This window comes from Pedococcus sp. P2_D9 (assembly GCF_056404275.1).
On record NZ_JBFUEI010000014.1, the window covers coordinates 59,902 to 82,055 of the forward strand.

Consider the following 22,154-nt stretch of genomic DNA (forward strand, 5'->3'; position numbering starts at 1 on the left):
TCGGGCTGCTGCACGTTCTCCAGAAGCTGGAGTCGTGGACCGTGGAGGACAGCGCGCCAGCTGTTTCCCGCAGACCGCCCCCGGCACCGTTTCCGCACCCAACGGCCCTCGAAACCAAGGACCACTGACCAGCGAGGGCGCTCCACCTGCTGATGGTGACGGGACCAGCCGCGCGGCGCCGGGATGCGAGGTTCCTCTCCCGGCGCCACGCGGTGTCCACCCGCTCTCGGTCACGGCACAGGGCGTCCTGCCTGTCGCCGCTGGACGCCAACTGTGCAGGTCAGAGGGGTGGAAATGCTCGGTGCGGCGTAGTGTCGCACCCGTGAGCACGGCCGGGGCGGCCGACGAGCCGAGGGAGCGAACAGGGGCGGCAGATGTCGCGGCCCTGATCCCCATGCTGCGCCGGATCGTCGCAGCCCGGGTCGGCCAGCACCCCGCGGCGGAGGACCTGGTCCAGGAGACGCTGCTCCGGGTGCTGGCGGCCGAGAACCGGATCGAGCCCGGCATGATCGAGCCATACGCGATCGCCACGGTCCGCAACGTCATGGCCACCATGTGGCGCAACGACGACCGAGAAGTCCGCAACAGGCACCGGGTGCTCGACCCGAGCGAGCCGGAGGAGGCCGAAGAGGTCGTCGTCGCCTCGGAGGAACAGTCCGCCATCAACGAGGCGCTTCGCCGGCTGACCGACCGCGAACGAGAGGTCCTGCTGGCGCATGAGGTGAGTGGTCGCGCCACCCAGTCGCTGGCGGAGGAGACCGGAAGCACGGCCGGTGCTGTGGCCGCCCAGCTGAAGCGGACCCGAGCCCGGTTGCGGGTCGAGTACCTGCTCGCGCTGGAGCGGGCCGAGCCCCCCACAGACAGATGCAGGCCTGTGCTGCTGGCCCTCTCCAGCGCGGACCGACGACGACAGCGTGAGGTCGATGCTGCTCGACACCTGCTGGAGTGCGAGCTCTGCGCCCGGCTCAGCGAACCACTGCTCGGCAGGGGGCCGGTGCGGGACGACGAGGTGCACGTGCCGATCAGCGCGGACCCGGACATCGTCACCGTGCGTCAAGCCGCTCGCGAGCTGGCGGTGCGCGCCGGCTTCAGGGGAACAGACCTGACCCTGCTCGCCACGGCCGTGTCCGAGGTGGCCCGCAACATCGTCCGGTTCGCCTCACCCGGGGAGGTGACGATCGAGCTGCTCGAACGTCCACGTCCCGGCATCCGGGTCGTCGCCCGGGACACCGGACCCGGCATACCGGACGTCGAGAAGGCCATGGAAGACGGCTACAGCACCTACAGCGGACTCGGCCTCGGGCTTCCCGGAGCCAGACGGCTGATGGACGAGTTCACCATCGTCTCCGAGGCGGAGCACGGCACCACTGTGAGCATGACCAAATGGTTCGACAAGAAGGGATGAGCATGAACGCCCAGAACACGGAGGACCCGACGGAGCACGAGCCGTCCCTGTCCGGCAACCAGCTGCTTCCCCAGCTGGTGGCCCACCTGAGGGAACATCGCGCGAAGCTCCGCAACGAGTGGGCGTCCCGCATCCGCGATGCCCACCTGCTCGAGGCCATGACCCCGCAGGAGATGATCGCCGAGACCACGTCGGTCTATGACAACTACGTGGAGGTGCTCGAGACCGGCAGTGTGGAAGCGTTGCAGCACTATGCCCGCGACCTGTCGGAGCGGATCATCCCGCGGGGGGTCGAGACGCATGAGGTGGTCGGCATCGTGTTGCTGCTGAGGGATGTCCTGGCGCGGTCGCTCTTCGAGAAGTACCAGCGGGACTTCGCCCTGCTCAACCAGATCCTCGACGCGTACGAACCGGCGGCGAACCGTATCGCCAACACCGTGGCCGTCAGCTTCGTCGACGAGCGTGAGCGCGTCATCCGCCAGCAGCAGGACGCCATCAAGGAGCTGTCGACCCCGGTGCTGCCCGTTCGGGAGAGGCTCCTCATCCTGCCGATCATCGGCGTTTTGGACAGCGAACGGGCCAGGCAGCTCACCGAGCAGCTGCTGAGCGGCATACGCACCCATCGCGCCAAGGTGGTCGTCATCGACATCACGGGGGCCCCGGACGTCGACGAGACCGTCGCGAACCACCTGGTGCAGACGGTAGACGCCTCGCGGCTGATGGGTGCCAGCGTCATCATCACCGGCCTGTCGCCCACGATTGCGCAAACCCTCGTCACGATCGGCGTGGACCTGAGCAAGATGAACACCATCGGCGACCTCCAGGGCGGCCTCGAGGAGGCCGAGCGGCTGCTCGGCTACGCGGTGACGCGCAAGGCGGTGACTGACGGCTCGTGAACTCCGGACCGGCCCTCGTCTCCATACTGCGTCAGGGTGACACCCTCGTCGCGTCGGTCCACACTGCCCTGGACGACTCGGAGATGGTCCGGTTCCAGGACGACCTCGTCCGCCAGATCGGTGAGCACCGCGCGCGTGGCGTCATCATCGACGTGGCAGCACTGGACGTGATCGACAGCTTCGGGTCGCGCACGCTGCAGTCGATCGCCGACATCGCCCGCCTGCGCGGCGCGGCCACCGTCATCGTCGGCATCCAGCCCGAGGTCGCGTACGCCATGGTGCGCCTGGGTATGGGGATGGGTGAGGTCCCGACGGCGCTGGATCTGGAGGAGGGCCTCGACTACCTCACGAGGATCCGTGGACAGGGGAACAGGCATGAGTGACGTCGAGGACCTGACCCTCGACTACCGTGCCGCGTTCCAGCGCTACCTGCCCCAGCGCAGTGAGGCGGCGCTGACGCTGGGCTACCAGCTGGGGCGCCAGGCGATCGTCCGGGGGGTGAGTCTTCTCGACCTGGTCCACGTCCACCACCTCGTCCTCGCCGAGGTCCTCGAAGACAGCCCGGAAAATGACGTGCGCGGGGTCACGGCTGCCGCCTCCGAGTTCCTGCTGGAGGTGCTCTCGACGTTCGACATGGCACACCGGAGCCTGAGCTCCGCGACATCGAAAGCCGTGCAGGGCAGGGGCAACGGATGACATCCCGCTACCGAATCATCATGGCCCTCACGTCCCTGGCCACAGTGTCGGGCTGCGCGAGCCAGGGCAACGTCGAGGCCGCCAACGTGAAGGCAGCGGCCAGCACGTTCGTCCGGTCCGTGAGCACCGCGCCCGCGACGGCCTGCGGGCTGCTGGCCCCCGAGACCCTTCGAGCCCTCGAGGAGTCCGACGGCCCTTGCGCGGAGGCCTTGCCGTCCTCCGCGGAGGAGAAGGGCTCCACCTCGGTGGAGTCCGTGCAGGTCTACGGCAAGGACGCTGTGGTGCACCTGTCGACGGACACGATCTTCCTCGCCCGGTTCAAGCAGGGATGGCGGGTGACCGCCGCGGGCTGCAGCCGGCAGCAAGACGGCCGGCCGTATGACTGCAAGGTCAAGGGAGCCTGACGTGCGTGCGTGGTTCGCCGGGTACCTGCTGTTCATCGGACTGGGACTCACCTTCTGCTTCGCCATGGGGGTGACCCACCGATGAGGACGTGGCTTCGTGAGAACAGCCTCACCCTGGCCTTCTCGGTGCTACTCCTGGTTGCCCTCGTCGGTCAATCACTCACCGGGGAGGCCTCGTACAACGAGGCGGCGATGGACGCCGGGCTACCCACACTCACCTTGCGGGAGTACGTCACCTCGTCGCAGTTCGCGGTGGACGTTGCAGAGAACTGGCAGTCGGAGTACCTGCAGTTCCTGCTCTACATCCTCCTGACGGTGTGGCTCCTGCAGAAGGGGTCCCCGGAGTCCAAGCCCTCGACCACGCCGGTCGTGGGTCGGACAAGGACCAGAAGGTCGGACGCTATGCGGACGTGGGGTCGCCCACGTGGGCCAAGGTCGGGGGTTGGCGGACCAGCCTGTACTCACGCTCCCTCGGACTGGCGATGGGGGCGGTCTTCCTCGGGTCGTGGACGGCGCAGCTGGTCGCCGGTCGCAGTGCCTACAACGCCGAGCAGCTGCAGGACCTCCAGGATCCGCTGACGTGGAATGGCTACCTGCACGCTCCGGACTTCTGGAATCGCACCTTCCAGAACTGGCAGTCGGAGTTCCTCGCCGTCGGCAGCATGGTGGTGTTCAGCATCTACCTGCGGGAGCGCGGGTCGCCGGAGTCCAAGCCGGTCGGGAGCGCCCACAGCAGCACGGGAGTCGAGGGCTAGGCGCCCTGCCCTCCGGAGCCGCGGCAGCTACGCGCCGGGCGAGGCTTCCGGTCGGGCACTCCGGAGGGCGTCGTGCAGTGCGGCGAGGTCGGGGAAGGTGAGCTCGGCTCCGGCGTCGTGCAGCTCGGGCGCACTGGTCCCCCCGGTCGCGACCCCCACCCCGGAGGCCCCGACGCGGGTCGCGGCCTCCATGTCCCAGACGGAGTCACCGACCACCATCAGGTCCTCGGGCTCGAGGTCCGCTCGCGTCATGACGGACTCGAGCAGGTCCTTGCTGGGCTTCGAGCTCGCGACGTCGTCGCCCGTGACGATCAGGTCGAAGTCGGGCTGGTCCAGGACCTCGAGCATCGCCCACAGGTCCCGTTCTCCGCCGGACGTGGCGAGCGCCACCGTCAGCCCGGCGTCCCGACACCACTGCAGGAGTGAACCGGCGCCCGGAAGCGGGTGCAGACGGTCGTGCCACGTGCCGAACAGGGCGTCGTGGGCGGCCGCGATGGCGCTGTCCTGGCTGCGGTTCCGCCGGTCACCGAGCACGTGGTCGAGCAGGTTGTCGGCCCCCATCCCCACCGCGTGGTGCACCATCGCCATGGGCCGGTCGTGACCGAACTGCTGCATCGCCTCCCACCAGCTGATCGTGTGGACGTAGGTCGAGTCGACCAGGGTGCCGTCGAGGTCGAAGACGATCCCGCTGACGCGGGTGAGCAGGTCAGACATGCTTCCTTCCCCGCATCGCCCGCCCCGCGAGGAGCGTCCCGCCGGCGGCGCCGAGGGCGAGGACCGACGCGACCTCCTTGGGGCGGTGGGAGAGCTCCTGCTGCCAGCTGCGCCCCTTCGCCCGGTCGTCGAAGGAACCGTGGGCACCGAAGTCCCGGCCGCCGGGACCGTCCGCCGCATCCCACAGGTTGGCTGGGTCGGCTGGGTCCCGGGGTTCGTCGGTCTGCTGGGCGTTGTATGCCGTCCGAGCCAGGTAGCGATCGAGCAGGCCGGGCGCGACGGCGTTGGCGACCAGGGTGCCGACGGTGGAGGCGCCGACCCAGTACTCCCGCCGACGGGGGTGGTCGGCTGCGTAGACGACCGCACGCGCCGCGACCTCGGGCTGGTAGATCGGCGGGACGGGCTGGGCACGTCGAGGGAGCTTCGACAACACCCAGCCGAACTGAGGTGTGTTGAGGGCCGGCATCTGGACCATCGTGACGCGGACGTTGCTGCCGTCGTGCAGCAGCTCACAGCGGAGCGACTCGTGGAAACCCTGGACGGCGTGCCGTGCACCGCAGTAGGCGGTCTGGAGCGGGATTCCCCGATAGGCCAGCGCTGATCCCACGTGGACGATCGTTCCGCGGTTGCGGGCACGCATCCGGGGAAGGGCCGACATCGTGCAGTACACGTAGCCGAGGTAGCTCACCTCGGTGGCGCGGCGGAACTCCTCGGCGGTGACCTGGCTGAACGGCGCGAACACGGAGGTGAACGCCGCGTTGACCCACACGTCGATCGGACCGAGCTCGTCCTCGATCCGGGCCACGGCGCTCTCGACCGCCTCTGCGTCGGCGACATCCACGGGCACCGAGAGGGCCTTGACCCCAGCCTGCTGCGCCTCCCGGACGGCAGCCTCGAGCCCCGAGCTGCCTCTCGCGATGAGCGCGACGTCGTCGCCTCGCCGGGCGAACTCACGGACGCAGGCGCGTCCCACGCCTCCACTCGCTCCCGTCACGACCACCACTCGTTTCATTGGACAGCTCCTCTCCTTGGTTGGTCCTGCCGATGCGGTCAGGCGATCCGCTCGTCGCCCTCGCGAATGACCTGCAGCCACCTGCACCCGTAGCCGTCGAGGTCGACCTCGACCGTCGGAGCGCCCGCGCCGTCTCCGACCGGCTCGAGGCGGTAGTCCGCGAGCAGGTCGGTCAGGTGGACGATCGGCGGCAGGTCGTCGCCGGCGATCGTGGCCAGCGAGAGCGGCACGCGGCAGGCCTCCGAGCCGAGGTTGTGGACCGCGATGGTGGCCCAGGGGTCCACGCGGGCGACGTGCGCCAGGACGGCGTCGAAGGGCTGCTCGAGCTGGTGGAACCGACCCCATCCGAGCTCGGGCGACTGGCGGTAGCGGCGGATCAGCTGGGCCACGAAGGTCCACAGCGAGTCGGGGTCGTTGCGCTGGGAGGCCACGTTGACGTGGTCGGGCCCGTAGGCGCCCTCCGTGACGGGCCGCGGTAGCCGGCCCTTGGCCGCACGGGAGAAGCCGCCGTTCTTGGCCGCGCTCCACTGCATCGGCGTCCGCACGGCATACCGGCCCGGAACGTCGAGGTTCTCGCCCATGCCGATCTCCTCGCCGTAGAAGAGAACCGGGCTGCCGGGCAGCGAGAACATGAGGGAGTAGGCCAGCCGGATGCGGCGGGGGTCGCCGTCGAGCATCGTCGGCAGCCGGCGGCGCAGGCCGCGCCCGTAGAGCTGCATTGCGGGGTCGGGTCCGAAGGCGTCGAACACCTCCTGGCGCTCCTCGTCGGTGAGCTTGTCGAGGGTGAGCTCGTCATGGTTGCGGAGGAAGTTCACCCACTGGCTCTCCTCGTCGGCCTCCGGCCTGCCCTGCAACGCCTTGGCCAACGGCCGTGCGTCGCCGCGCGCGAGGGACAGCCAGGTCGCCTGCATGCCGATGAAGTCGAACTGCATGGTGAGCTCGTCCCCGTCCGCTCCGCCGAAGAAGGCCGTCTGCTCTGCGCGCGGCACGTTGACCTCTCCGAGGAGGACGACGTCGCTACCCCGCCGCCCGCAGAACGCCTTGACGTGGCGCAGGGTCTCGTGGGGGTCCCACTCGAACTTCTGGTCCTTCTTGGGCACGGTGTCCCGCGCGAAGAGGAACGGCACCGCGTCGATGCGGAAACCCGAGACGCCCAGCTCGAGCCACAGACCCATGACTTTGACGATCTCGTCGCGGACCTTGGGATTGGCGGTGTTGAGGTCAGGCTGGGTCTTGTAGAAGTTGTGCAGGTACCACTCGTCGGTGCGGGGGTCCTTCTCCCAGATGCTGTCCTCCTTGTCGGGGAAGACGACCATCGCCGACGTGTCCGGTGGGGCCGTCGAGCGCCACACGTAGTAGTCCCTGTACGGGTTGTCGGTGCCCTTGCGGGCCTGCACGAACCACGGATGGTGGTCCGACGTGTGGTTCATGACGAAGTCGAGGATGACCCGGATGCCGCGCGACCGCGCGGTCCGGACCAGCTCGACGAAGTCACCCAGGTCGCCCAGCCGGGGGTCGACGCCCAGGAAGTCGGTGATGTCGTACCCGTCGTCCACGTCGCGCGTCGGGTAGAGCGGCATGAGCCACAGGCACGTGACGCCGAGGTCGGCCAGGTAGTCGATCCGGCGCGCCATGCCCGCCAGGTCGCCCTGCCCGTCCCCGTCGGCATCGAGGAAGGTCTGGACGTCGGCGCAGTAGAACACCGCGGTCTTCCACCACAGGTCGGCCGTCTTGGACATCTGCATGTGTCCTCACTACCACCGTTGGCCCGAGCCAGCCACCGCGAAAGCGCTGGTCAGGAGGCCGCGCCGATCTCCCGACCCCCAAAGATCGTCCGGTCGGGTTCTTGGCGATCCCGTGCCGCGGCAGGCGCTCGCTGTCATCATGTCGGCATGACACAGGGGTCTGGCATCGAGGCGCGGCTCGACTACCGCCTGACCGGACTTGCCCGCGTGACGGCCGAGCTCATCCGGGCGGCCAGCGCAGAGGACGTCACCAGGATCGTGGTCGAACACAGCTCCGAAGCCGTGGGAGCGACCATGGCCTCGCTCAGCCTGAAGGACGGGCCCGACACGATCCGGCTCATGGGGCTGCGGGGTGGGGACGAGGGAGATGCCGAGGCCTTCGCGACCTACCCCTTGTCGATGCCGAGCCCGGCGGCTGACGTCATCGTCTCGGGTCGTCGCATCCTGTTGTCCGGTCGTGAGGCGATCCTCGATGCCTATCCGGACACCCCGCGGATAGATCGCGGCGACCGCTCGGTGCTGGTCCTGCCGTTGAACACCGCGAACGACACCCTCGGGGCGATCGGGCTGTCCTTCCCCGGACGACGCAGGTTCGAGCCCACGGAGCTCGACTGCCTCGACATCCTGGCCGACACCTGCGCCCAGGCGTTGCAGCGCGTGCAGGCCGAGCAGGAGGCAGCCGACCGCCAGACCAAGCTGACCTTCCTCGCCGAGGCCTCGGCCGAGCTCGCGAGCAGCCTCGACTACGAGTCCACCCTGGCGCGGGTGGCCCAGCTCGCAGTGCCGACCTTCGCCGACTGGTGTGCGATCGACCTGGTCAAGGACAACCGGCTGCGCCGGCTCGCCGTGGCCCATGTCGACCCGGCCAAGGTGGCGTACGCGCACGAGCTCGCGGAGCGGTACCCCAGCGACCCGAACTCCGCCAGCGGTCCGTGGCAGGTGATGAGGACAGGGCGCAGCGAGCTCATCGCGGAGATCACCGACGAGATGCTCGTCGCCGGGGCCCGGGACGAGGAGCACCTCCGGATCGCGCGAGAGCTGGCGTTGTACAGCGCGGTGACCGTCCCCCTCGTCGCGCGCGGACGAACCCTCGGCGTCATCACGTGGGTGAGCGCGGAGTCCAAGCACCGCTACACGCAGGGCGACCTCGTGTTCGCCGAGGACATCGCGCGCAGGGCGGCCGTCTCGATCGACAACTCCGAGCTGCACAGCGAGACCCTGGCGGTCGCCACCCGGCTGCAGCACGCCGTCCTCCCGGTCGGGCTGCCGGTGATCGAGGGCTGCGATGTCGCGGCGCGCTACCTGCCGTCTGGCCGTACCGAGGTGGGGGGCGACTTCTACGACGTGGTCGCCCTCACGGACGGGCGGGTGGCGGTCTTCGTCGGAGACGTGATGGGGCGTGGGGTCGAGGCCGCCGCGTCGATGGCGCAGATGCGGGCATCGGTGCGCGCCTACATCGCCGCGGACCCGCTCCCGGACGTGGTGCTGACCAAGCTCGACCTGATGCTCGCTGCCTACGGTGACGAGCAGTTCGTCACGCTGGCCTACCTGCTGGTCGATCCGGGACGGAACGACCTGCTGGTCGCGAACGCCGGACATCCGGCGCCGATCCTCCTGCGAGCAGACAATTCCGTCGAGCAGTTTCCCAGTGCCGACGGTGGGCCCTTGGCCATCGGAGAGGGACGACGTCGTCGCCATCGGATGTGGTTCGGTCCCGGCGACACCGTCCTGCTCTTCACCGACGGGTTGATCGAGCGGCGCACCGAGGACATCGACGTCGGTCGAGAACGACTCACGGCTGCCCTCGCCGGCCTCACGGACCCGGACCTGTTCCGCGGCCTGTGCGGCACCATCGCCGCGGTCGCGGACGAGACGCATGACGACGACGTGGCTGCGGTCGCCCTGCGTCGGCACGCCGCGGTGCCGACGGCGCGAACCCTCGAGAACGCCGCCGCCGGCGCCGAGGACCTCGAGCCCGCGCCCTGACGACCGCGCGCCCTGACGACTTCCAGGCGCCCTGCGACTGTCAGGCGCCCTGCGACTGTCAGGCGCTCTTGCGACGCAGGTAGGCCCACGCCAGGAGCGCGCAGGCCAAGCCGTTGGCCATTCCCACCAGGATGTCGGTCAGGTGGTGCATGCCTCGGTAGAGGCGGGCCCACGCCACCAGCACAGGGATGACGAGGCACACCGCCGTCACGGCCCGGCGCAGCACGGGTGACTCGATCCGCTGGGCCAGGAGCGCGAAGCTGACGTAGAGCGCGGTGGCCGCACCGACGTGACCGCTCGGGTAGCTCGAGGTCGGCGGAGCCGGGTCGAGGTGGGCCACGTGGGGCCGGGGCCGGCCCACGACGGCCGTGGCGATCACGAAGACGGTGGCCTGGAGGGAGATCGCGATGGCCGGTATGACGGCCACCCACCACTGCCGCGTGCCCCACCAGAGGAGGCCGACGGCGATCACGCACACCCCGATGACGATCTCGGTGTTGCCGATGTGGGACCACACCAGCGTCACGTCGTCCCACCGCGGGGTGCGCACGCCCTGGGCGTCCTTGCTGATGCCCTCCTCGGAGGGCAGGCCGCCGAGAGGTCCCTTGATCAACAGCCCGATGCCCACGATGGCAGCCCAGAGGGCAACTGCCGGGGCGACGGCGCGGACGAACGCGTCCCGGACCGCGGAGCCGACTGGAGGCGACGAGCGATCGTCGGTGTAGCGCGTCAAGAAGGCCATGGTGTCCTACTCCGGTGGGGGTGCACAGCTTCACGAGCCTAGCGCCCAAAGCCTCGGCCACGGGTCGCTGACCTGCGCAGATGCTGAGCCGGCAGGTGGGACACGGGAGTCGCGCTGCTCCGTCAGTCCCGAAGCCCAGCCAGGGCGCGGACCGCGGCGAGGCCTTCGGGGCTGCCCGGCCAGTGCCGCTCGAGCGCCTCCGCCCCTGCGCGCCGGGTGACCGAGCGCAGTACCAGGGCCACGAGGATGGCGTCGTCGGCATAGCCGATGACGGGGAGGAAGTCCGGCACGACGTCGACCGGGCTCGCGAGGTAGGCGAGCAGCAGCCACAGGCGCACTCGCGCGGCACGCGGCACCGTGGCGTCCACGGCCAGGCGTCGCAGCAGGCGAAGAAGGTCGGGCAGCAACCGCAACGCCTCCCGCAACCGCAGGTCGTCCGGACGGGCCCACCACAGTGCCACCACCAGGACGACCCAGAGCAGCACCAGGCCGCCACCGACGGTTGCGGCCAGCGACCACCACGCGGGCGCGCCGTCGGCCAGGTCGATCCGCGGGAGGGGCATCTCGTCAGTCTCGCCCATGCCCGAGCCGCGTATACCGGCGACACCGCAGGCACGCTGGTTCGCCCCTCCGGGGTGGTCTAGTCCGTTCGGTCAGAACTACGCAGGCCAAACGTGCCAACCGCCGTTGGATACCTATCCCTGCCCCCTGTGGGCGCACGTATGTTGCCGTTCGCCCAAGTTTTCGTCGTGAGGAAGGTGGCTCCGTGTCCAGACTGCAGTCGGCGGCTGGCCGTGTCCCCCAACGCTGGTCGTTCGGTCAGTGGCCCCTCCGTCGCAAACTGGCAGCCGCCATCGTTCTTCCCGTGCTGCTGGCCTTCGTCTTCGGTGGCCTCCGCGTCAAGAACGACTTCGACTCCTCTCGCAAGCTCTCGCGGGCCGCGGACACCGTCCTCGTCATCCGCCCCGTTGTCGAGTACAACCTCGCGGTCCAGCGGCTGGCTGCTGCCGAGAGCGTCGGCGGCGGCGGCGTCATCGCCGCCATCACGAAGTACGAGTCCGCGGCGGCGAACCTCCGCATCGCCATCAAGGTCCCCGGCGTCCCTGACTCGGTGAAGGAGAGCGCCACGACGGCGCTGTCGCTCGGGCAGGCAGTGCGTACGGCCAAGACGCAGAACGGCTTCTCCGACACCGTCATCGACAAGTCGGGCAACACCGCCACCCTGATGTCCTCGGCGGTCTCCGACCTCGGCCTCAGCGACGACTCGGCCTCCGCCAAGCTCGTCGTAGCCCTCCAGGACGCTATCGCCGCCCAGCGCGCCATGACCGGCGAACAGGTCAACCTCGCCAACACTGACGACGCAGCCGCCAACCTGCGCGCCGTCGGTCAGGTCGGCGCCGAGACCGCAGCCCTGACGCGACTCATGTCGGCCTCGACGGGCGAGCAGGTCGGACAGGTCCGCCAGCTCCTCAACGAGAACGGCCGCCGTGGGTACACCCTCCAGCAGGCGTCGCCCGACAAGGCCCAGATCCAGGGGCTCGGAACGGTCATCGAGTCCAGCAACGCCGGCTACACCAAGCTCATGGACGGGCAGCTGACCGCGCTCGAGACCAACCTCCGCCAGCGCGCGGCAGAGCACCGCACCGCAGCGATCCTCAACGCCATCATCGTGATCGCTGCGCTGACGGCCGCCCTGGCCCTGGTGGTGGCCCTCATCCGATCGCTCCTCCTCCCGATCCGCGCCGTGCGCCAGGGCGCCCTGGAGGTTGCCAACAAGCGGCTGCCGGAAGCGGTCACCGCCATGCGTGACGGCACCGAGCTCCCCGCCTTCGAACCGATCCCGGTCCACACGACCGAGGAGATGGGTCAGCTCGCTCGCGCGGTGGACGACCTCCACACCCAGGCCCGCACCCTCGCCGGCGAGCAGGCCCGCCTGCGCGTCCAGGTCGGCCACATGTTCGAGACGCTGTCGCGCCGGAGCACGTCCCTCATCGACCAGCAGCTCAGCCTCATCGAGCGCCTCGAGAGCGACGAGGAAGACCCCAAGCGGCTGCAGAGCCTCTTCCGCCTCGACCACCTCGCCGCCCGTATGCGCCGCAACAGCGACTCGCTGCTGGTGCTCGCCGGCACGTCCACCCGTCGTGGCGTGTCCGGGTCGGTCTCGGTCTCCGACGCCGTCCGTGCGGCCGTGTCCGAGGTGGAGAACTACGAGCGCATCGACATCGGTGACACCTCGAACGACCACGTCCTGGGTGCGGTCGGCTCCGACCTCATCCACCTGGTCGCCGAGGTCGTGGACAACGCCCTCTCCTACTCGCCGCCCACCTCCCGTGTGGCGATCCGTGGTGCCCGCACGCCCGAAGGCGGCCTCCTCATCGAGGTCTCCGACCGTGGCCTCGGTATGCCGCCCAAGGAGCTTGCTGCCCTCAACGACCAGCTCGCGCACGGTGGCGACATCACCGCCGACACCGCCCGTCGCATGGGCCTGTTCGTGGTCGGAAGCCTCGCGAAGCGGCACGGCATAGCGGTGCGGCTGCGCCGCAACGGCGACGACAAGCAGGGCATCACGGTGTCCGTGCACCTGCCCGCGGCCCTGCTCGCCGACAGCAGCCGGGGCGAGCGCCCGGCGCGCCCGGCCGCTGCTCCAGCCGTTCCTGAGGCGCCGGCAGCCTCCTCCCTCGGAGCCCCGCCCGCGTCCGCTGTCGGCGGCACCACCAAGTCCGGCCTGCCCACCCGCGTGCGCGGCGCCAGCGGCGCCACGCCGAGCCCGGTGCCGGGCGCAGCCAAGAAGGTGCTGCCCACCCGCACACCGGGGGCCCACGGCCCCTCGGCCGCGAACGGCATACAGACCCCCGCCAAGCCCGTCATCGACGGTGCCGACGCGGCGGTGGAGGAGAAGGCGCCCACCAACGGCCACGCCGCCCGGGAGAAGGGTGTCAACGGTTCGTCCGACAAGCCCGCCGTCAACGGCGCGACCGTCGCGCCGACGGACGACACCCCGGCCACGCAGGTTCCTGCCGAGGCTGCGACGGCCGCTGTCGCCGACCCCGAGGTCTCCGACCCCGAGGTCACCGAGGCCCCCACCCAGAGCCAGGATGCTCCGGCGGCAGAGGCAGCCACCGGGCCCCAGCTCTCGGCGTCCGGACTTCCGGTCCGCAAGCCACGGGCCACCGGGATCACCGAGTACCGCGAGTTCGAGGACGCCCCGTCCACGCCCGAGGAAGAAGCACCGACCAAGCCCGGTGCCAAGTCGAGTGCCCCCGCCAAGTCGGGCCGGCTCAGCTGGCTTCCCGGCCGCGCGAAGGCGGCCGCCGAGGCCGCCCGGATCGAGGCCGAGGTCGACGAGCCCCGTCAGATGCCCTCCAACCTGTCGGCCTGGCTCGAGCACCGCGCCAAGATCGTCGAGGCCGGCAAGGCCCGTGAGCTCGGGGCCGAGGACCCGGCAACCGACGGCGAGACCGCAGCGCACACCGACATCGCCGCCCAGGACGACTCGATCGACTCACCTGAGTCGAACGGCTCGACGGGCAGCAGCGACTCGATGGACTCCCACGACTCGACCACCGAGATGCACGTGCCCGAGGAGTGGGTGGCCGAGGTCGCCCTTGTCGAGGCTGCTGACGCCGGGTCCGACCAGGTCCCGGAGCAGCACTCCGAGCAGGACTCGGACGACGCTCCCGTCGCGGAGGCCGGAGGCGAGCTGGTCGCTGACGGCGCACCCGAGGCCACTGCCGACGCGCCGGCGGAGGCTTCCGCCGAGGTGTCGGCGCCGGTCGACAGCCTCGATGTGGTTCAGGCCCCTGTCACGGGGCCGGAAGGTGCCACGCCGCTGCCGACCCGCGTCCCGGGGGCGACGTCCGCGCTTGCCACCCAGGACCCCACGGCTGGCGCACCCAGCTCACGGCCGGCGATGCGGGCGCACAACACGTCCTTCTTCGGCGCCCGTCGGGCCCGCGACGCGGCCGTGGTGCCGGAGCGCGAGGAGACCGTCGTCAGCGCGGAGGCCGTGACCACCGAGTCCGTGCCCGAGGCCGTGACCGAGCCGGTCGCCGTTCTCGAGCAGGAGACCGAGGTCGTCGCGTTCCAGGAGCCGGTGGTCGAGGCAGTCGCCGTTGTCGAGCAGGAGACCGAGGTCGTCGCGTTCCAGGAGCCGGTGGTCGAGGCAGTCGCCGACGCTCCCGAACAGCGCGTCGACGAGGGCGTCGAGACGGCAGCCGAGGAGACCACCGAGCTCGTTGCGGTGGCGCCCGAGGACGTCGAGGAGCCGGCGAGCGCGCCTCGCAGCGGGAACCTCAACGACACCCCCATCTTCCGAGCGATGATGTCGCGCTGGCTGACCGACGACTCGTCGGTGCCCGCCTCGGCGTCGTGGTCGACCAACGAGGCTGACCAGGCGTGGTCAGCCGCCGCACGGATCGAGGAGACCCAACCCCTGGAAGAGTCCGCAGCCGGCCTCCCCATGCGACGCCCGGGCAGCTACCTGATCCCCGGCGCCGTCGACGAGGCCGACGAGAAGCCCGCTGCCCCCGCAGCATCGCGACGCGATCCCGAATCGATCCGCCGCAACCTCAACCGCCACAAGAACGGCGTGAGCTCCGCTCGCACCGAGGCACAAGATGGAACACACCGAGAGGAAGCCGATGTACACCACTGACGCCATGGCCCAGCCCAAGGGCGAGTACGACTGGCTCGTGGCCAAGTTCACGACGGAGACCCCTGGCGTTTCACACGCCATCCTGGTGTCCGCCGACGGGCTTCCCATGGCCGCCAGCGAGCAGCTGCCCGTCGATCGCGCCGAGCAGATGGCAGCCGTGGCCTCGGGCATGGCCAGCCTCGCCTCGGGCGCGGCCCGCCTCTTCCAGGGCGGCACGGTCCTGCAGTCCGTCATCGAGATGGAGCTGGGCTACCTGCTCCTCATGAGCGTCGGGGACGGCTCGCACCTGGCAGCACTCACCAGCACCGACTCTGACATCGGTCAGGTCGGCTACGAGATGGCGGTCCTGGTCGACCGCGTCGGCAAGATGATCGACGCGTCTGCCCGGACCCCGATGTCGGGCTAGACCCATGGCGCCAGACGGACGCGAAGTGTCGGCGGGCCCTCGCCTGGTCCGGCCGTACGCACTGACGTCCGGACGCACCGAGTCCGTGGTCGACCTTCCCATCGAGGCCACGTTCGAGGTGCTTCCCTCCGGACGCACCACGACCTGGCCCGAGGGCGACCTCTCGGGGCGGATCATCGACCTGTGCGCAGCCAAGGAGTCGGTGGCCGAGGTCTCGGCAAAGCTGCACATCCCACTCGGCGTCGCCCGGGTGCTCCTGGGTGACCTGGTCACCGCCGGGCACCTCAAGACGCGAACGACCATCTCCGAAAACACGACATCCGACGAACGACGTGAACTGATTGAAAGGACACTCAGTGGACTACGCGCCCTCTAGCCGCAACAGCGCCTCGACGAAGATTGTCGTGGCCGGCGGGTTCGGCGTCGGCAAGACCACCTTCGTTGGTGCCGTCTCCGAGATCGATCCCCTGCGCACCGAGGCTCTTGTCACCAACGAGTCCGAAGGCCAGGACGACATCTCCAAGGTGCAGCAGAAGCACACCACCACCGTGGCGATGGACTTCGGTCGCATCACCTTGGCCGAGAACCTCGTTCTCTACCTGTTCGGCACTCCTGGCCAGCGCCGGTTCTGGTTCATGTGGGACGACCTGGTCAAGGGCGCCATCGGTGCCGTCGTTCTGGTCGACGTCCGTCGCCTCGACGACAGCTTCGCCGCCGTCGACTACTTCGAGGCCAAGGGCCTGCCGTTCATCGTCGCGCTCAACCAGTTCGACGGTTCGCAGGAGTTCGGTCCCGACGAGATCCGCGAGGCTCTCGCCATCCCGTCGCACATCCCCGTCATCGCGGTCGACGCCCGCGACCGCGAGTCCGCCAAGCGGGCCCTCGTTCGCATCACCGAGTTCGCGCTGACCCAGCTCACGGGTGTCTCCGCCTCGGCCTGACCCCGGCCCGTCACCGCACGGGCCTGCTGACCGCGACGCCGGGTGCCACTTCGACGAGGTGGCACCCGGCTCGGTCATGTCTAGCGGCCGGTCAGGACTCCCGCGAGCCGCTCGACGTCCTCGGGGCCTTCGAGGTCGGGCAAGCCCACGAAGACGGTCCGGACGCCGCGTTGCGCCAACGTGAGGAGGCGCTCGTGGTGCAGGGCCGCTTCGCCCGCGTGGTGACGTGACGCGTAGGTCGTGGCCGGCGTGCGACCTCGCAGCCGCTCGACCCGGCGCCAGGTGTCCTCACGGTCGAGGCCGACGACAGGGAGGTCCAGCACGGTCACGGCCACCTCGTCGGCATCGCGCCCGACCCTGTCGCAGTGCCTGCGCAGGACGGCGAGCTTGCGTTCCAGCGTCGGCAGGTCGCTGGGGAGGTTGCAGGCGTCGGCGAGCTCCGCCGCGATGCGCAGCGTCCGCTGCTCGCCGCCGCCGCCCACGATGATCTGTGGTTGCCCCACAGGCCGCGGGTATGCCGTGGTCTCGGGCAACGTGACCCGTCTGCCCTGGTGTGCCTTGGTGCCCTTGCCCCACAGGGCGCGGATCGTCTCGATCGAGGCCTCGAGCTGGTCGAGCCGATCTGCCGGCGGGGGAAAGGGCAGCCCGAACGCGAGGTGCTCGCGCTCCCACCAGCCGGCCCCGAGTCCGACGAAGGCGCGACCACCGGAGAGCACATCAAGCGTGGCAACGGTTTTCGCGATGATGCCGGGAGCGCGGAAGGTCACCGGCGAGACGAGGGTGCCGAGTCGCAGGTTCGTGTCCAGGCCGGCGAGCATGCCCAGCGTCACCCACGGCTCAGGGATCGGCTCCCAGGCCCGGTCCACCTGGGGGATCTGGATCAGGTGGTCCATGAGGGCGATCCCGCTGAAGCCGAAGTGGTCCGCCGCCAGGGCTACCGAACGCAGCCAGCCGGCGGGGTCCGCACCCCAGGGAAAACGTGACACCTGGATCACGACGTCGAGCCCGAGGTCACCAGCCCCGGCCGTCGACGCCGCGGTCACCCGTCCGGCGGCCGCCGGCCGAGCGGCCGCCGCGTCCTCCGGCGTTGTGGTGGTCGCCGACATCGGGTCCGCCGCCGACGACGTCTCGCTGACGGTCCGGACCACGTCCCACTCCTCGTCGGCGAGGGCCTCGCGGACGCGCCCGAACGTCGCGAGCTGTCGGCCCAGAACGGTCGCTGGGACGGGTCGGTCACGTTGGGCGTTGCGCGCGCGGCATACGGCGGGGGTTGTCTCGAAAAGCACTGCGACGCAGGGAAGTCCAGCCACCCGGCCTTGCTCGCGCAGGCGGTCGCGGAGGTCCGGGTCCAGCCCGAGGGTGTCGACGACGACGGTCAGTCCGCGGCGAGCCCGCGCCGCCACGACCTGGTGCAGGACCGCGAACGCGTCGGCCGATGCGTCGAGGTCGTGCTCACCACTGCCGACCACCGCGCGCAGGGCGTCCGACGACACGACCTCCTGCTGCCGGTAGTGCTGCGCAGCCCAGGTCGACTTGCCCGCACCGCTCGGGCCGACGAGCACGACCAGCGCCGGGTCGGGCAGCGGGGGCGCTGTGGTCAGCCGTCTGCCCTCGGCGCGTGGCTGACCAGTCCGACGAGGTTGCCCTCGCTGTCGCGGATGAAGGCCATCCACTCGTCGCTGCCGGCGGGCCCGAGGGTGTCGTCGGTGTGGCTGAAGATGACGTGCGGCTCGGCCTCGACCACGACCCCCTCGGCGCGCAGCTCCTCGATGCGGGTGGGGACGTCGTCGACGGCGAGGTACAGCAGGGCCGAGCTCGCACCCTGCTCGAGGAGGAGCCGGGTGTCGCCGAGCCCGAAGAACAGCAGTCCGGGCGGGTCGAACCTGGCCAGTGGTGGCGACCCGAGCAGCCGTTCGTAGAAGGCGGCCGCTCGGTCGAGGTCCTCAGCGTGCTGGGCCACCTGTGCCAGTCCGGTGCCACCTGTCATCGCACCCACCTCCTGGGCGTGAATCTACTGCTGGAGCGTGCGTCGCCGCTCGAGGATGACCGCGGCGACCTCCTGCGGATGGGTCTCTGGCAGCCAGTGCCCGGCGTCGAGCTCGGTGAAGGTGTAGTCGGCGGCCACGTGGCTCCGGGTGCGCTCGGCGGCCGCTCGGCCCAGCGCCGGGTCGTGCCGGCCCCAGACGTAGGCCGTGGGCGTCGAGATCCGGTGTGAGGTGGTCGCATCGTGAGGGGCGCTGCGGCGCAACGGAATTGCGCGATACCACGCCAACCCGCCACTGGCCATGCCCGGCCGACGGAACCGCGCGGCATACCTCTGCACGTGCTGCTCGGGCAGGCCGGAACGGCGCAGGGCGGCAGGCAGGCGACGACGCAGGACCAGCTCGGGCAGGGCGGGGAGCTGGAAGGCGGCCACGTACCAGCTGCGCGGGCCTGGTCCGCGTGGCGCAGCGCCCAGGCGATGGCCCGGTGGTGCGGCGTGGAGACCGCGGTGAGGCTCAGCAGCCGTTCGGGGTGACGCTCGGCGAAGGCCCAGGCGACCGAGCCACCCCAGTCGTGGCCCACGAGGTGCACCCGGGTCTCGCCGAGCGCGTCGACGAGGGCCAGGACGTCGGACACGAGCTCGCTCATGCGATAGGCATCGCGACCCCGGGGGAGCGCGCCCGGCGAGTAGCCCCGCTGGTCGAACGTCACCACGCGCAGGCCGTCGGCGGCGAGCAGCGGGGCCACCTGCGACCACGTGTGCCGGTCCTGGGGCCAGCCGTGCAGCAGGATCACGACCTCGTCGCCGGCGCCGCTGTCCGCGACGTCGAACACCAGGCCGTCCCGGGTGAAACGCTCCATGGGGCGAACCTACCGGGGTGCCTGGCGAGGGCGGACGTGGTGGGCAGCGGCCCGGCGGGGGCGAGCATGATGAGTGGTGTGCCGACCTTCCACTTCCACCACCGGTGGCGCCTGCCCGCCGCTCCCGGGCGCGTCTTCGACGCACTCGCGGACGTGGAGCGGTACGCGCTGTGGTGGCCGCAGGTCCGCTCCGCCGAACGCATCGACGACCACTCCGGGCGCACCGACATCCGCAGCTTCCTGCCCTACACGCTGCACCTGGTGCTGCGACGGGAGGTCGAGGACCCGTCGACCGGTCACCTGCGGGTCGAGGTCAGCGGTGACCTCGAGGGCTGGTGCGAGTGGCGGGTCCGGGCTGGTGACGACGGCGCCACGATCGCCGACTTCGACCAGGAGGCCGTCGTCACCCCCGTGCTGCTGGCGCGGACCGCGCGCGTGACCGGGCCGTTGCTGCGCGCCAACCACGGCTGGATGATGAGGTCGGGGCGAGCCGGGCTGGCGGACTACCTGGCGTGACCCGCGGTGCCCGTGAAGGCGGGCTTGGGGGACACTGGGGCCGTGACCAGACCCGCCACCCAGTTCGCACTCGGCGGGCGGCGGGCGTGGATCGTGTATGCCGCGTCCGTGTCGGTCTACGTGCTGGCCGTCTTCCACCGCAGCTCGCTCGGGGTGGCGGGGCTGCTGGCCAGTGAGCGCTTCGACATCGCGGCCACGCAGCTGTCCGTGTTCACCATGGTGCAGCTGCTCGTCTATGCGGCCATGCAGATCCCCGTCGGCGCGCTGCTCGACCGGTTCGGGCCCAAGAGGCTGCTGCTCACGGGCGTGACGATGATGACCGTCGCGCAGCTGGGGTTCGCCTTCGCCGACTCCTTCGTGGTGGGCATCGCGGCCAGGGTGTTCGTCGGGATCGGCGACGCGATGATCTTCATCCCCCTGCTGCGCCTGGTGGCCCTGTGGTTCCCGCCGCTGCGCATCCCGATGGTCTCCCAGCTCACCGGGCTCCTCGGCCAGCTGGGGGCCCTCGTGGCGGCGACTCCCCTCGTCTACGCCCTCCACACCTGGGGCTGGACGCCGTCCTACGCGGGTGCCGCGCTCTTCGGCGTCGTCCTGGCGGCGATCGTCCTGGTGGTCGTGCGGGACTCGCCAAACCCCGACCACGAGCTCGACCAGATCAAGGTCCGGGCGCTGGCCCGCAGCGTGCGCGCCGCCTGGCGCACCCCCGGCACCCGGCTCGGCCTGTGGTCGCACTTCTCCGCCCAGTTCGGCGCGACGGTGTTCGCCCTCCTGTGGGGCTACCCGTTCCTCGTGGCCGGGCAGGGGCTCTCGCCGAAGGCGGCCGGCATCCTGCTCATGCTGATGACCGTGACGACAGTGGTCACCAGTCCAGTCATCGGCGGGTTCGTCACGAAGTACCCGTTCTCGCGCTCGACCCTGATCCTCGGGATCGTCTTCTCGATCATGACGGTCTGGGCGGTCGTGCTGCTGTGGCCCGGGCGGGCGCCGCTGCCCCTGTTGGTGCTGCTCGTCGTCATCACGGCGGTCGGTGGTCCCGGGTCGCTGGTCGGCTTCGACCTGGCCCGGACGTTCAACCCGCCCACGCGGCTCGGGAGTGCCACGGGGATCGTGAACGTCGGCGGCTTCCTCGCCTCGCTGTCGACCGTGACGCTGATCGGCATCATCCTCGACAGGGTGGCGCCGGGTGGGCCGAGCACCTATGACGTCGACACCTTCCGCGCCGCCATGTCGGTGCAGTACCTCGTCTGGGGTGCCGGTGTCGTGCAGATCCTCCGTTACCGCCGCAAGACCCGCCGGGCCCTGAAGGAAGGCGATCCCGAGGCCTACGCCGCCCTGCGTGCCGGCGAGGCCATCACGCCCTGATCTCGCCGACTTCTGGAGCGGGGCCAGATCGGCCGCTCAGGGCCTCTCACCTGCGAAAATGCGGATTTCGTTACTGATTCGTGACCATTGTCGGACAGGTGATCGAAGGAGCGTCGCTGCCTGCTGAAAGACATCCGTGTAACTCCCCGAACTACAGGCGTGTCATTCGCCGTACCGGCCCGTAAGGCGTGGGATTTGTGTGACTGGAGTGTTCCGAGTGAAAACCCGGCTCTAGTCTCGTGCGGCTGTCCCAACCAGACCGGTCCCCCGACTCGAGAGGCATCCCCCGTGCCGAACGCCCGCCCCGCACGTCGCGCGCTGCGCTCCGGCGCGACCCTGTCGATCGTGGGGATCCTGGCCGTCAGCACGGGGCTGTCCGCCTCCGCCAACCCGGGCCCGGTCTACCCGTCCAAGTCCCAGGTCGACAAGGCGAAGTCGGCTGTCGCCAGCACCTCCGGCAAGGTCTCGAGCCTTGACGCGCAGTACGCGACGGCCAGCGCCCGGCTGAGCCAGGTGCAGGAGAGCGCGGCGGCAGCGGCCGAGGCGTACAACGGAGCCCGCTACCAGCTCGACAAGCGCACGGCCGAGACAGCGGCAGCCAAGAAGCGTGCAGCCCAGGCCCAGGAGATCGCCGACGCCGCGGGACTGCAGGTGCGTCGCTACGCGGCCAGTGTCTACCAGCAGGGCGGCAACCTCGGTGAGCTCGACGCCTACCTGTCGAGCACCGGACCGCAGGACCTGCTGGACCGCGCCACCGCTCTCGAGGCCGTCAGCGACGCCCGGACGCGCACGCTGCAGCGGGCAGCCGCCTCCTCGATCGTCGCCGACACCATGCGCCAGCAGGCCGCCAGCGCCGAAGCGGCGCAGGCCAAGGCGGCAGCGGCCGCCCAGGCGGCTCGCAACGCCGCGCAGGCCCAGGCCGACCAGGCCCAGGCCGCAGCCGCCCAGATCCAGCACCAGCAGCAGGCGCTCACCGTGCAGCTGGCCAGCCTCCGCAAGACCTCGGTGACCCTCGAGAAGCAGCGCCAGGACGGTCTGGCCGCGGCAGCCGTCGCCCGCGCCGCCGCGGCCGAGGC

At 70.4% G+C, this 22,154-nt stretch carries 21 protein-coding genes and 1 pseudogene; 14 read left to right on the forward strand and 8 right to left on the reverse strand.

Features of this window, described 5'->3' with window-relative positions; all coding sequences use genetic code 11:
- The first annotated feature begins 322 nt into the window (after nt 1-322).
- From AC1DXJ_RS18725 to AC1DXJ_RS18750, 6 genes and pseudogenes are all read left to right on the forward strand, one after another.
- Nucleotides 323-1,405 (forward strand): sigma-70 family RNA polymerase sigma factor, encoded by a 1,083-nt coding sequence (locus tag AC1DXJ_RS18725; RefSeq protein WP_477637645.1) that lies wholly within the window; start codon nt 323-325, stop codon nt 1,403-1,405.
- 2 nt (nt 1,406-1,407) lie between these two features.
- Complete coding sequence (locus tag AC1DXJ_RS18730; RefSeq protein WP_477613841.1) at nt 1,408-2,301, forward strand: STAS domain-containing protein; 894 nt, start codon at nt 1,408-1,410, stop codon at nt 2,299-2,301.
- Nucleotides 2,298-2,684 (forward strand): STAS domain-containing protein, encoded by a 387-nt coding sequence (locus AC1DXJ_RS18735; RefSeq protein WP_477613840.1) that lies wholly within the window; start codon nt 2,298-2,300, stop codon nt 2,682-2,684. Before AC1DXJ_RS18730 ends, AC1DXJ_RS18735 begins: the two co-directional genes overlap by 4 nt.
- Nucleotides 2,677-2,997: a phosphatase RsbU N-terminal domain-containing protein gene (locus tag AC1DXJ_RS18740; RefSeq protein WP_477613839.1), complete on the forward strand. Its 321-nt coding sequence runs from the start codon at nt 2,677-2,679 to the stop codon at nt 2,995-2,997. Before AC1DXJ_RS18735 ends, AC1DXJ_RS18740 begins: the two co-directional genes overlap by 8 nt.
- The gene (locus AC1DXJ_RS18745) at nt 2,994-3,401 is read left to right on the forward strand and encodes a hypothetical protein (RefSeq protein WP_477637646.1); all 408 of its coding nucleotides are present in this window, start codon (nt 2,994-2,996) and stop codon (nt 3,399-3,401) included. Before AC1DXJ_RS18740 ends, AC1DXJ_RS18745 begins: the two co-directional genes overlap by 4 nt.
- Before the next feature lie 81 nt (nt 3,402-3,482).
- Nucleotides 3,483-4,156: pseudogene (locus AC1DXJ_RS18750) on the forward strand (DUF6766 family protein).
- 27 nt (nt 4,157-4,183) lie between these two features.
- On the opposite strand, the gene AC1DXJ_RS18755 reads toward AC1DXJ_RS18750, so the two are convergent.
- From AC1DXJ_RS18755 to AC1DXJ_RS18765, 3 genes are read right to left on the reverse strand one after another with little or no spacing between them, the layout of a single operon-like run.
- Nucleotides 4,184-4,870: an HAD family hydrolase gene (locus tag AC1DXJ_RS18755; protein ID WP_477637647.1), complete on the reverse strand. Its 687-nt coding sequence runs from the start codon at nt 4,868-4,870 to the stop codon at nt 4,184-4,186.
- Nucleotides 4,863-5,882, reverse strand: coding sequence for an SDR family oxidoreductase (locus AC1DXJ_RS18760; RefSeq protein ID WP_477637648.1), 1,020 nt, complete (start codon nt 5,880-5,882; stop codon nt 4,863-4,865). The genes AC1DXJ_RS18755 and AC1DXJ_RS18760 overlap by 8 nt, the downstream gene beginning before the upstream one ends.
- Before the next feature lie 38 nt (nt 5,883-5,920).
- Nucleotides 5,921-7,627 carry an alpha-amylase family protein gene (locus AC1DXJ_RS18765; RefSeq protein WP_477637649.1) on the reverse strand — a complete coding sequence of 569 codons (1,707 nt, stop codon included), beginning with the start codon at nt 7,625-7,627 and terminating at the stop codon, nt 5,921-5,923.
- A gap of 147 nt (nt 7,628-7,774) precedes the next feature.
- Here AC1DXJ_RS18765 and AC1DXJ_RS18770 point away from each other — a divergent pair, with 147 nt between their 5' ends.
- A complete protein-coding gene (locus AC1DXJ_RS18770) occupies nt 7,775-9,613 on the forward strand; it encodes a GAF domain-containing SpoIIE family protein phosphatase (RefSeq protein ID WP_477637650.1) in 1,839 nt (612 codons plus the stop codon).
- Between the two features lie 58 nt (nt 9,614-9,671).
- Here AC1DXJ_RS18770 and AC1DXJ_RS18775 read toward each other — a convergent pair whose 3' ends face one another.
- Both AC1DXJ_RS18775 and AC1DXJ_RS18780 read right to left on the reverse strand, forming a co-directional pair.
- The gene (locus tag AC1DXJ_RS18775) at nt 9,672-10,355 is read right to left on the reverse strand and encodes a phosphatase PAP2 family protein (protein WP_477613832.1); all 684 of its coding nucleotides are present in this window, start codon (nt 10,353-10,355) and stop codon (nt 9,672-9,674) included.
- A gap of 122 nt (nt 10,356-10,477) precedes the next feature.
- Nucleotides 10,478-10,936, reverse strand: coding sequence for a YkvA family protein (locus tag AC1DXJ_RS18780; protein WP_477637651.1), 459 nt, complete (start codon nt 10,934-10,936; stop codon nt 10,478-10,480).
- A 185-nt stretch (nt 10,937-11,121) separates the two neighbouring features.
- Between AC1DXJ_RS18780 and AC1DXJ_RS18785 the strand changes: the two genes are divergently transcribed.
- From AC1DXJ_RS18785 to AC1DXJ_RS18800, 4 genes are read left to right on the forward strand one after another with little or no spacing between them, the layout of a single operon-like run.
- The gene (locus AC1DXJ_RS18785; RefSeq protein WP_477637652.1) at nt 11,122-15,009 is read left to right on the forward strand and encodes an ATP-binding protein; all 3,888 of its coding nucleotides are present in this window, start codon (nt 11,122-11,124) and stop codon (nt 15,007-15,009) included.
- Nucleotides 14,996-15,415 carry a roadblock/LC7 domain-containing protein gene (locus AC1DXJ_RS18790; protein WP_477613829.1) on the forward strand — a complete coding sequence of 140 codons (420 nt, stop codon included), beginning with the start codon at nt 14,996-14,998 and terminating at the stop codon, nt 15,413-15,415. The genes AC1DXJ_RS18785 and AC1DXJ_RS18790 overlap by 14 nt, the downstream gene beginning before the upstream one ends.
- Nucleotides 15,416-15,419: 4 nt before the next feature.
- The gene (locus AC1DXJ_RS18795; protein WP_477633192.1) at nt 15,420-15,791 is read left to right on the forward strand and encodes a DUF742 domain-containing protein; all 372 of its coding nucleotides are present in this window, start codon (nt 15,420-15,422) and stop codon (nt 15,789-15,791) included.
- Nucleotides 15,772-16,356: a GTP-binding protein gene (locus tag AC1DXJ_RS18800; RefSeq protein ID WP_477624873.1), complete on the forward strand. Its 585-nt coding sequence runs from the start codon at nt 15,772-15,774 to the stop codon at nt 16,354-16,356. Before AC1DXJ_RS18795 ends, AC1DXJ_RS18800 begins: the two co-directional genes overlap by 20 nt.
- A gap of 80 nt (nt 16,357-16,436) precedes the next feature.
- Here the strand turns inward: AC1DXJ_RS18800 and AC1DXJ_RS18805 are convergent, their stop codons facing one another.
- Genes AC1DXJ_RS18805 through AC1DXJ_RS18815 form a run of 3 tightly spaced genes read right to left on the reverse strand, consistent with a single transcriptional unit; the run spans nt 16,437 to nt 19,200 of the window.
- Nucleotides 16,437-17,918, reverse strand: coding sequence for an LLM class flavin-dependent oxidoreductase (locus AC1DXJ_RS18805; RefSeq protein WP_477637653.1), 1,482 nt, complete (start codon nt 17,916-17,918; stop codon nt 16,437-16,439).
- Nucleotides 17,919-17,953: 35 nt separating this feature from the next.
- Nucleotides 17,954-18,343: a VOC family protein gene (locus tag AC1DXJ_RS18810; protein ID WP_477637654.1), complete on the reverse strand. Its 390-nt coding sequence runs from the start codon at nt 18,341-18,343 to the stop codon at nt 17,954-17,956.
- A complete protein-coding gene (locus AC1DXJ_RS18815) occupies nt 18,340-19,200 on the reverse strand; it encodes an alpha/beta fold hydrolase (protein ID WP_477637655.1) in 861 nt (286 codons plus the stop codon). Before AC1DXJ_RS18815 ends, AC1DXJ_RS18810 begins: the two co-directional genes overlap by 4 nt.
- Before the next feature lie 69 nt (nt 19,201-19,269).
- Between AC1DXJ_RS18815 and AC1DXJ_RS18820 the strand changes: the two genes are divergently transcribed.
- The 3 genes from AC1DXJ_RS18820 to AC1DXJ_RS18830 all read left to right on the forward strand — a co-directional run.
- The gene (locus tag AC1DXJ_RS18820) at nt 19,270-19,716 is read left to right on the forward strand and encodes an SRPBCC family protein (protein WP_477637658.1); all 447 of its coding nucleotides are present in this window, start codon (nt 19,270-19,272) and stop codon (nt 19,714-19,716) included.
- Between the two features lie 42 nt (nt 19,717-19,758).
- On the forward strand, nt 19,759-21,078 hold the full coding sequence (locus AC1DXJ_RS18825; protein WP_477637656.1) for an MFS transporter: 1,320 nt from the start codon (nt 19,759-19,761) through the stop codon (nt 21,076-21,078).
- Between the two features lie 288 nt (nt 21,079-21,366).
- Nucleotides 21,367-22,154, forward strand: a 788-nt coding sequence (locus tag AC1DXJ_RS18830; RefSeq protein ID WP_477637657.1) for a coiled-coil domain-containing protein, incomplete at its 3' end; no start/stop codon positions are given.

What these genes read in the sequence shown, in the direction of transcription:
- AC1DXJ_RS18740 (WP_477613839.1), top strand. Translation starts at nt 2,677, where the DNA reads ATGAGTGACGTCGAGGACCTGACCCTCGACTACCGTGCCGCGTTCCAG.
- AC1DXJ_RS18770 (WP_477637650.1), top strand. Translation starts at nt 7,775, where the DNA reads ATGACACAGGGGTCTGGCATCGAGGCGCGGCTCGACTACCGCCTGACC.
- AC1DXJ_RS18775 (WP_477613832.1), bottom strand. Translation starts at nt 10,355, where the DNA reads ATGGCCTTCTTGACGCGCTACACCGACGATCGCTCGTCGCCTCCAGTC.
- AC1DXJ_RS18730 (WP_477613841.1), top strand. Translation starts at nt 1,408, where the DNA reads ATGAACGCCCAGAACACGGAGGACCCGACGGAGCACGAGCCGTCCCTG.
- AC1DXJ_RS18780 (WP_477637651.1), bottom strand. Translation starts at nt 10,936, where the DNA reads ATGGGCGAGACTGACGAGATGCCCCTCCCGCGGATCGACCTGGCCGAC.
- AC1DXJ_RS18765 (WP_477637649.1), bottom strand. Translation starts at nt 7,627, where the DNA reads ATGCAGATGTCCAAGACGGCCGACCTGTGGTGGAAGACCGCGGTGTTC.
- AC1DXJ_RS18820 (WP_477637658.1), top strand. Translation starts at nt 19,270, where the DNA reads ATGAGTGGTGTGCCGACCTTCCACTTCCACCACCGGTGGCGCCTGCCC.
- AC1DXJ_RS18760 (WP_477637648.1), bottom strand. Translation starts at nt 5,882, where the DNA reads ATGAAACGAGTGGTGGTCGTGACGGGAGCGAGTGGAGGCGTGGGACGC.
- AC1DXJ_RS18795 (WP_477633192.1), top strand. Translation starts at nt 15,420, where the DNA reads ATGGCGCCAGACGGACGCGAAGTGTCGGCGGGCCCTCGCCTGGTCCGG.
- AC1DXJ_RS18745 (WP_477637646.1), top strand. Translation starts at nt 2,994, where the DNA reads ATGACATCCCGCTACCGAATCATCATGGCCCTCACGTCCCTGGCCACA.
- AC1DXJ_RS18790 (WP_477613829.1), top strand. Translation starts at nt 14,996, where the DNA reads ATGTACACCACTGACGCCATGGCCCAGCCCAAGGGCGAGTACGACTGG.
- AC1DXJ_RS18755 (WP_477637647.1), bottom strand. Translation starts at nt 4,870, where the DNA reads ATGTCTGACCTGCTCACCCGCGTCAGCGGGATCGTCTTCGACCTCGAC.
- AC1DXJ_RS18815 (WP_477637655.1), bottom strand. Translation starts at nt 19,200, where the DNA reads ATGGAGCGTTTCACCCGGGACGGCCTGGTGTTCGACGTCGCGGACAGC.
- AC1DXJ_RS18810 (WP_477637654.1), bottom strand. Translation starts at nt 18,343, where the DNA reads ATGACAGGTGGCACCGGACTGGCACAGGTGGCCCAGCACGCTGAGGAC.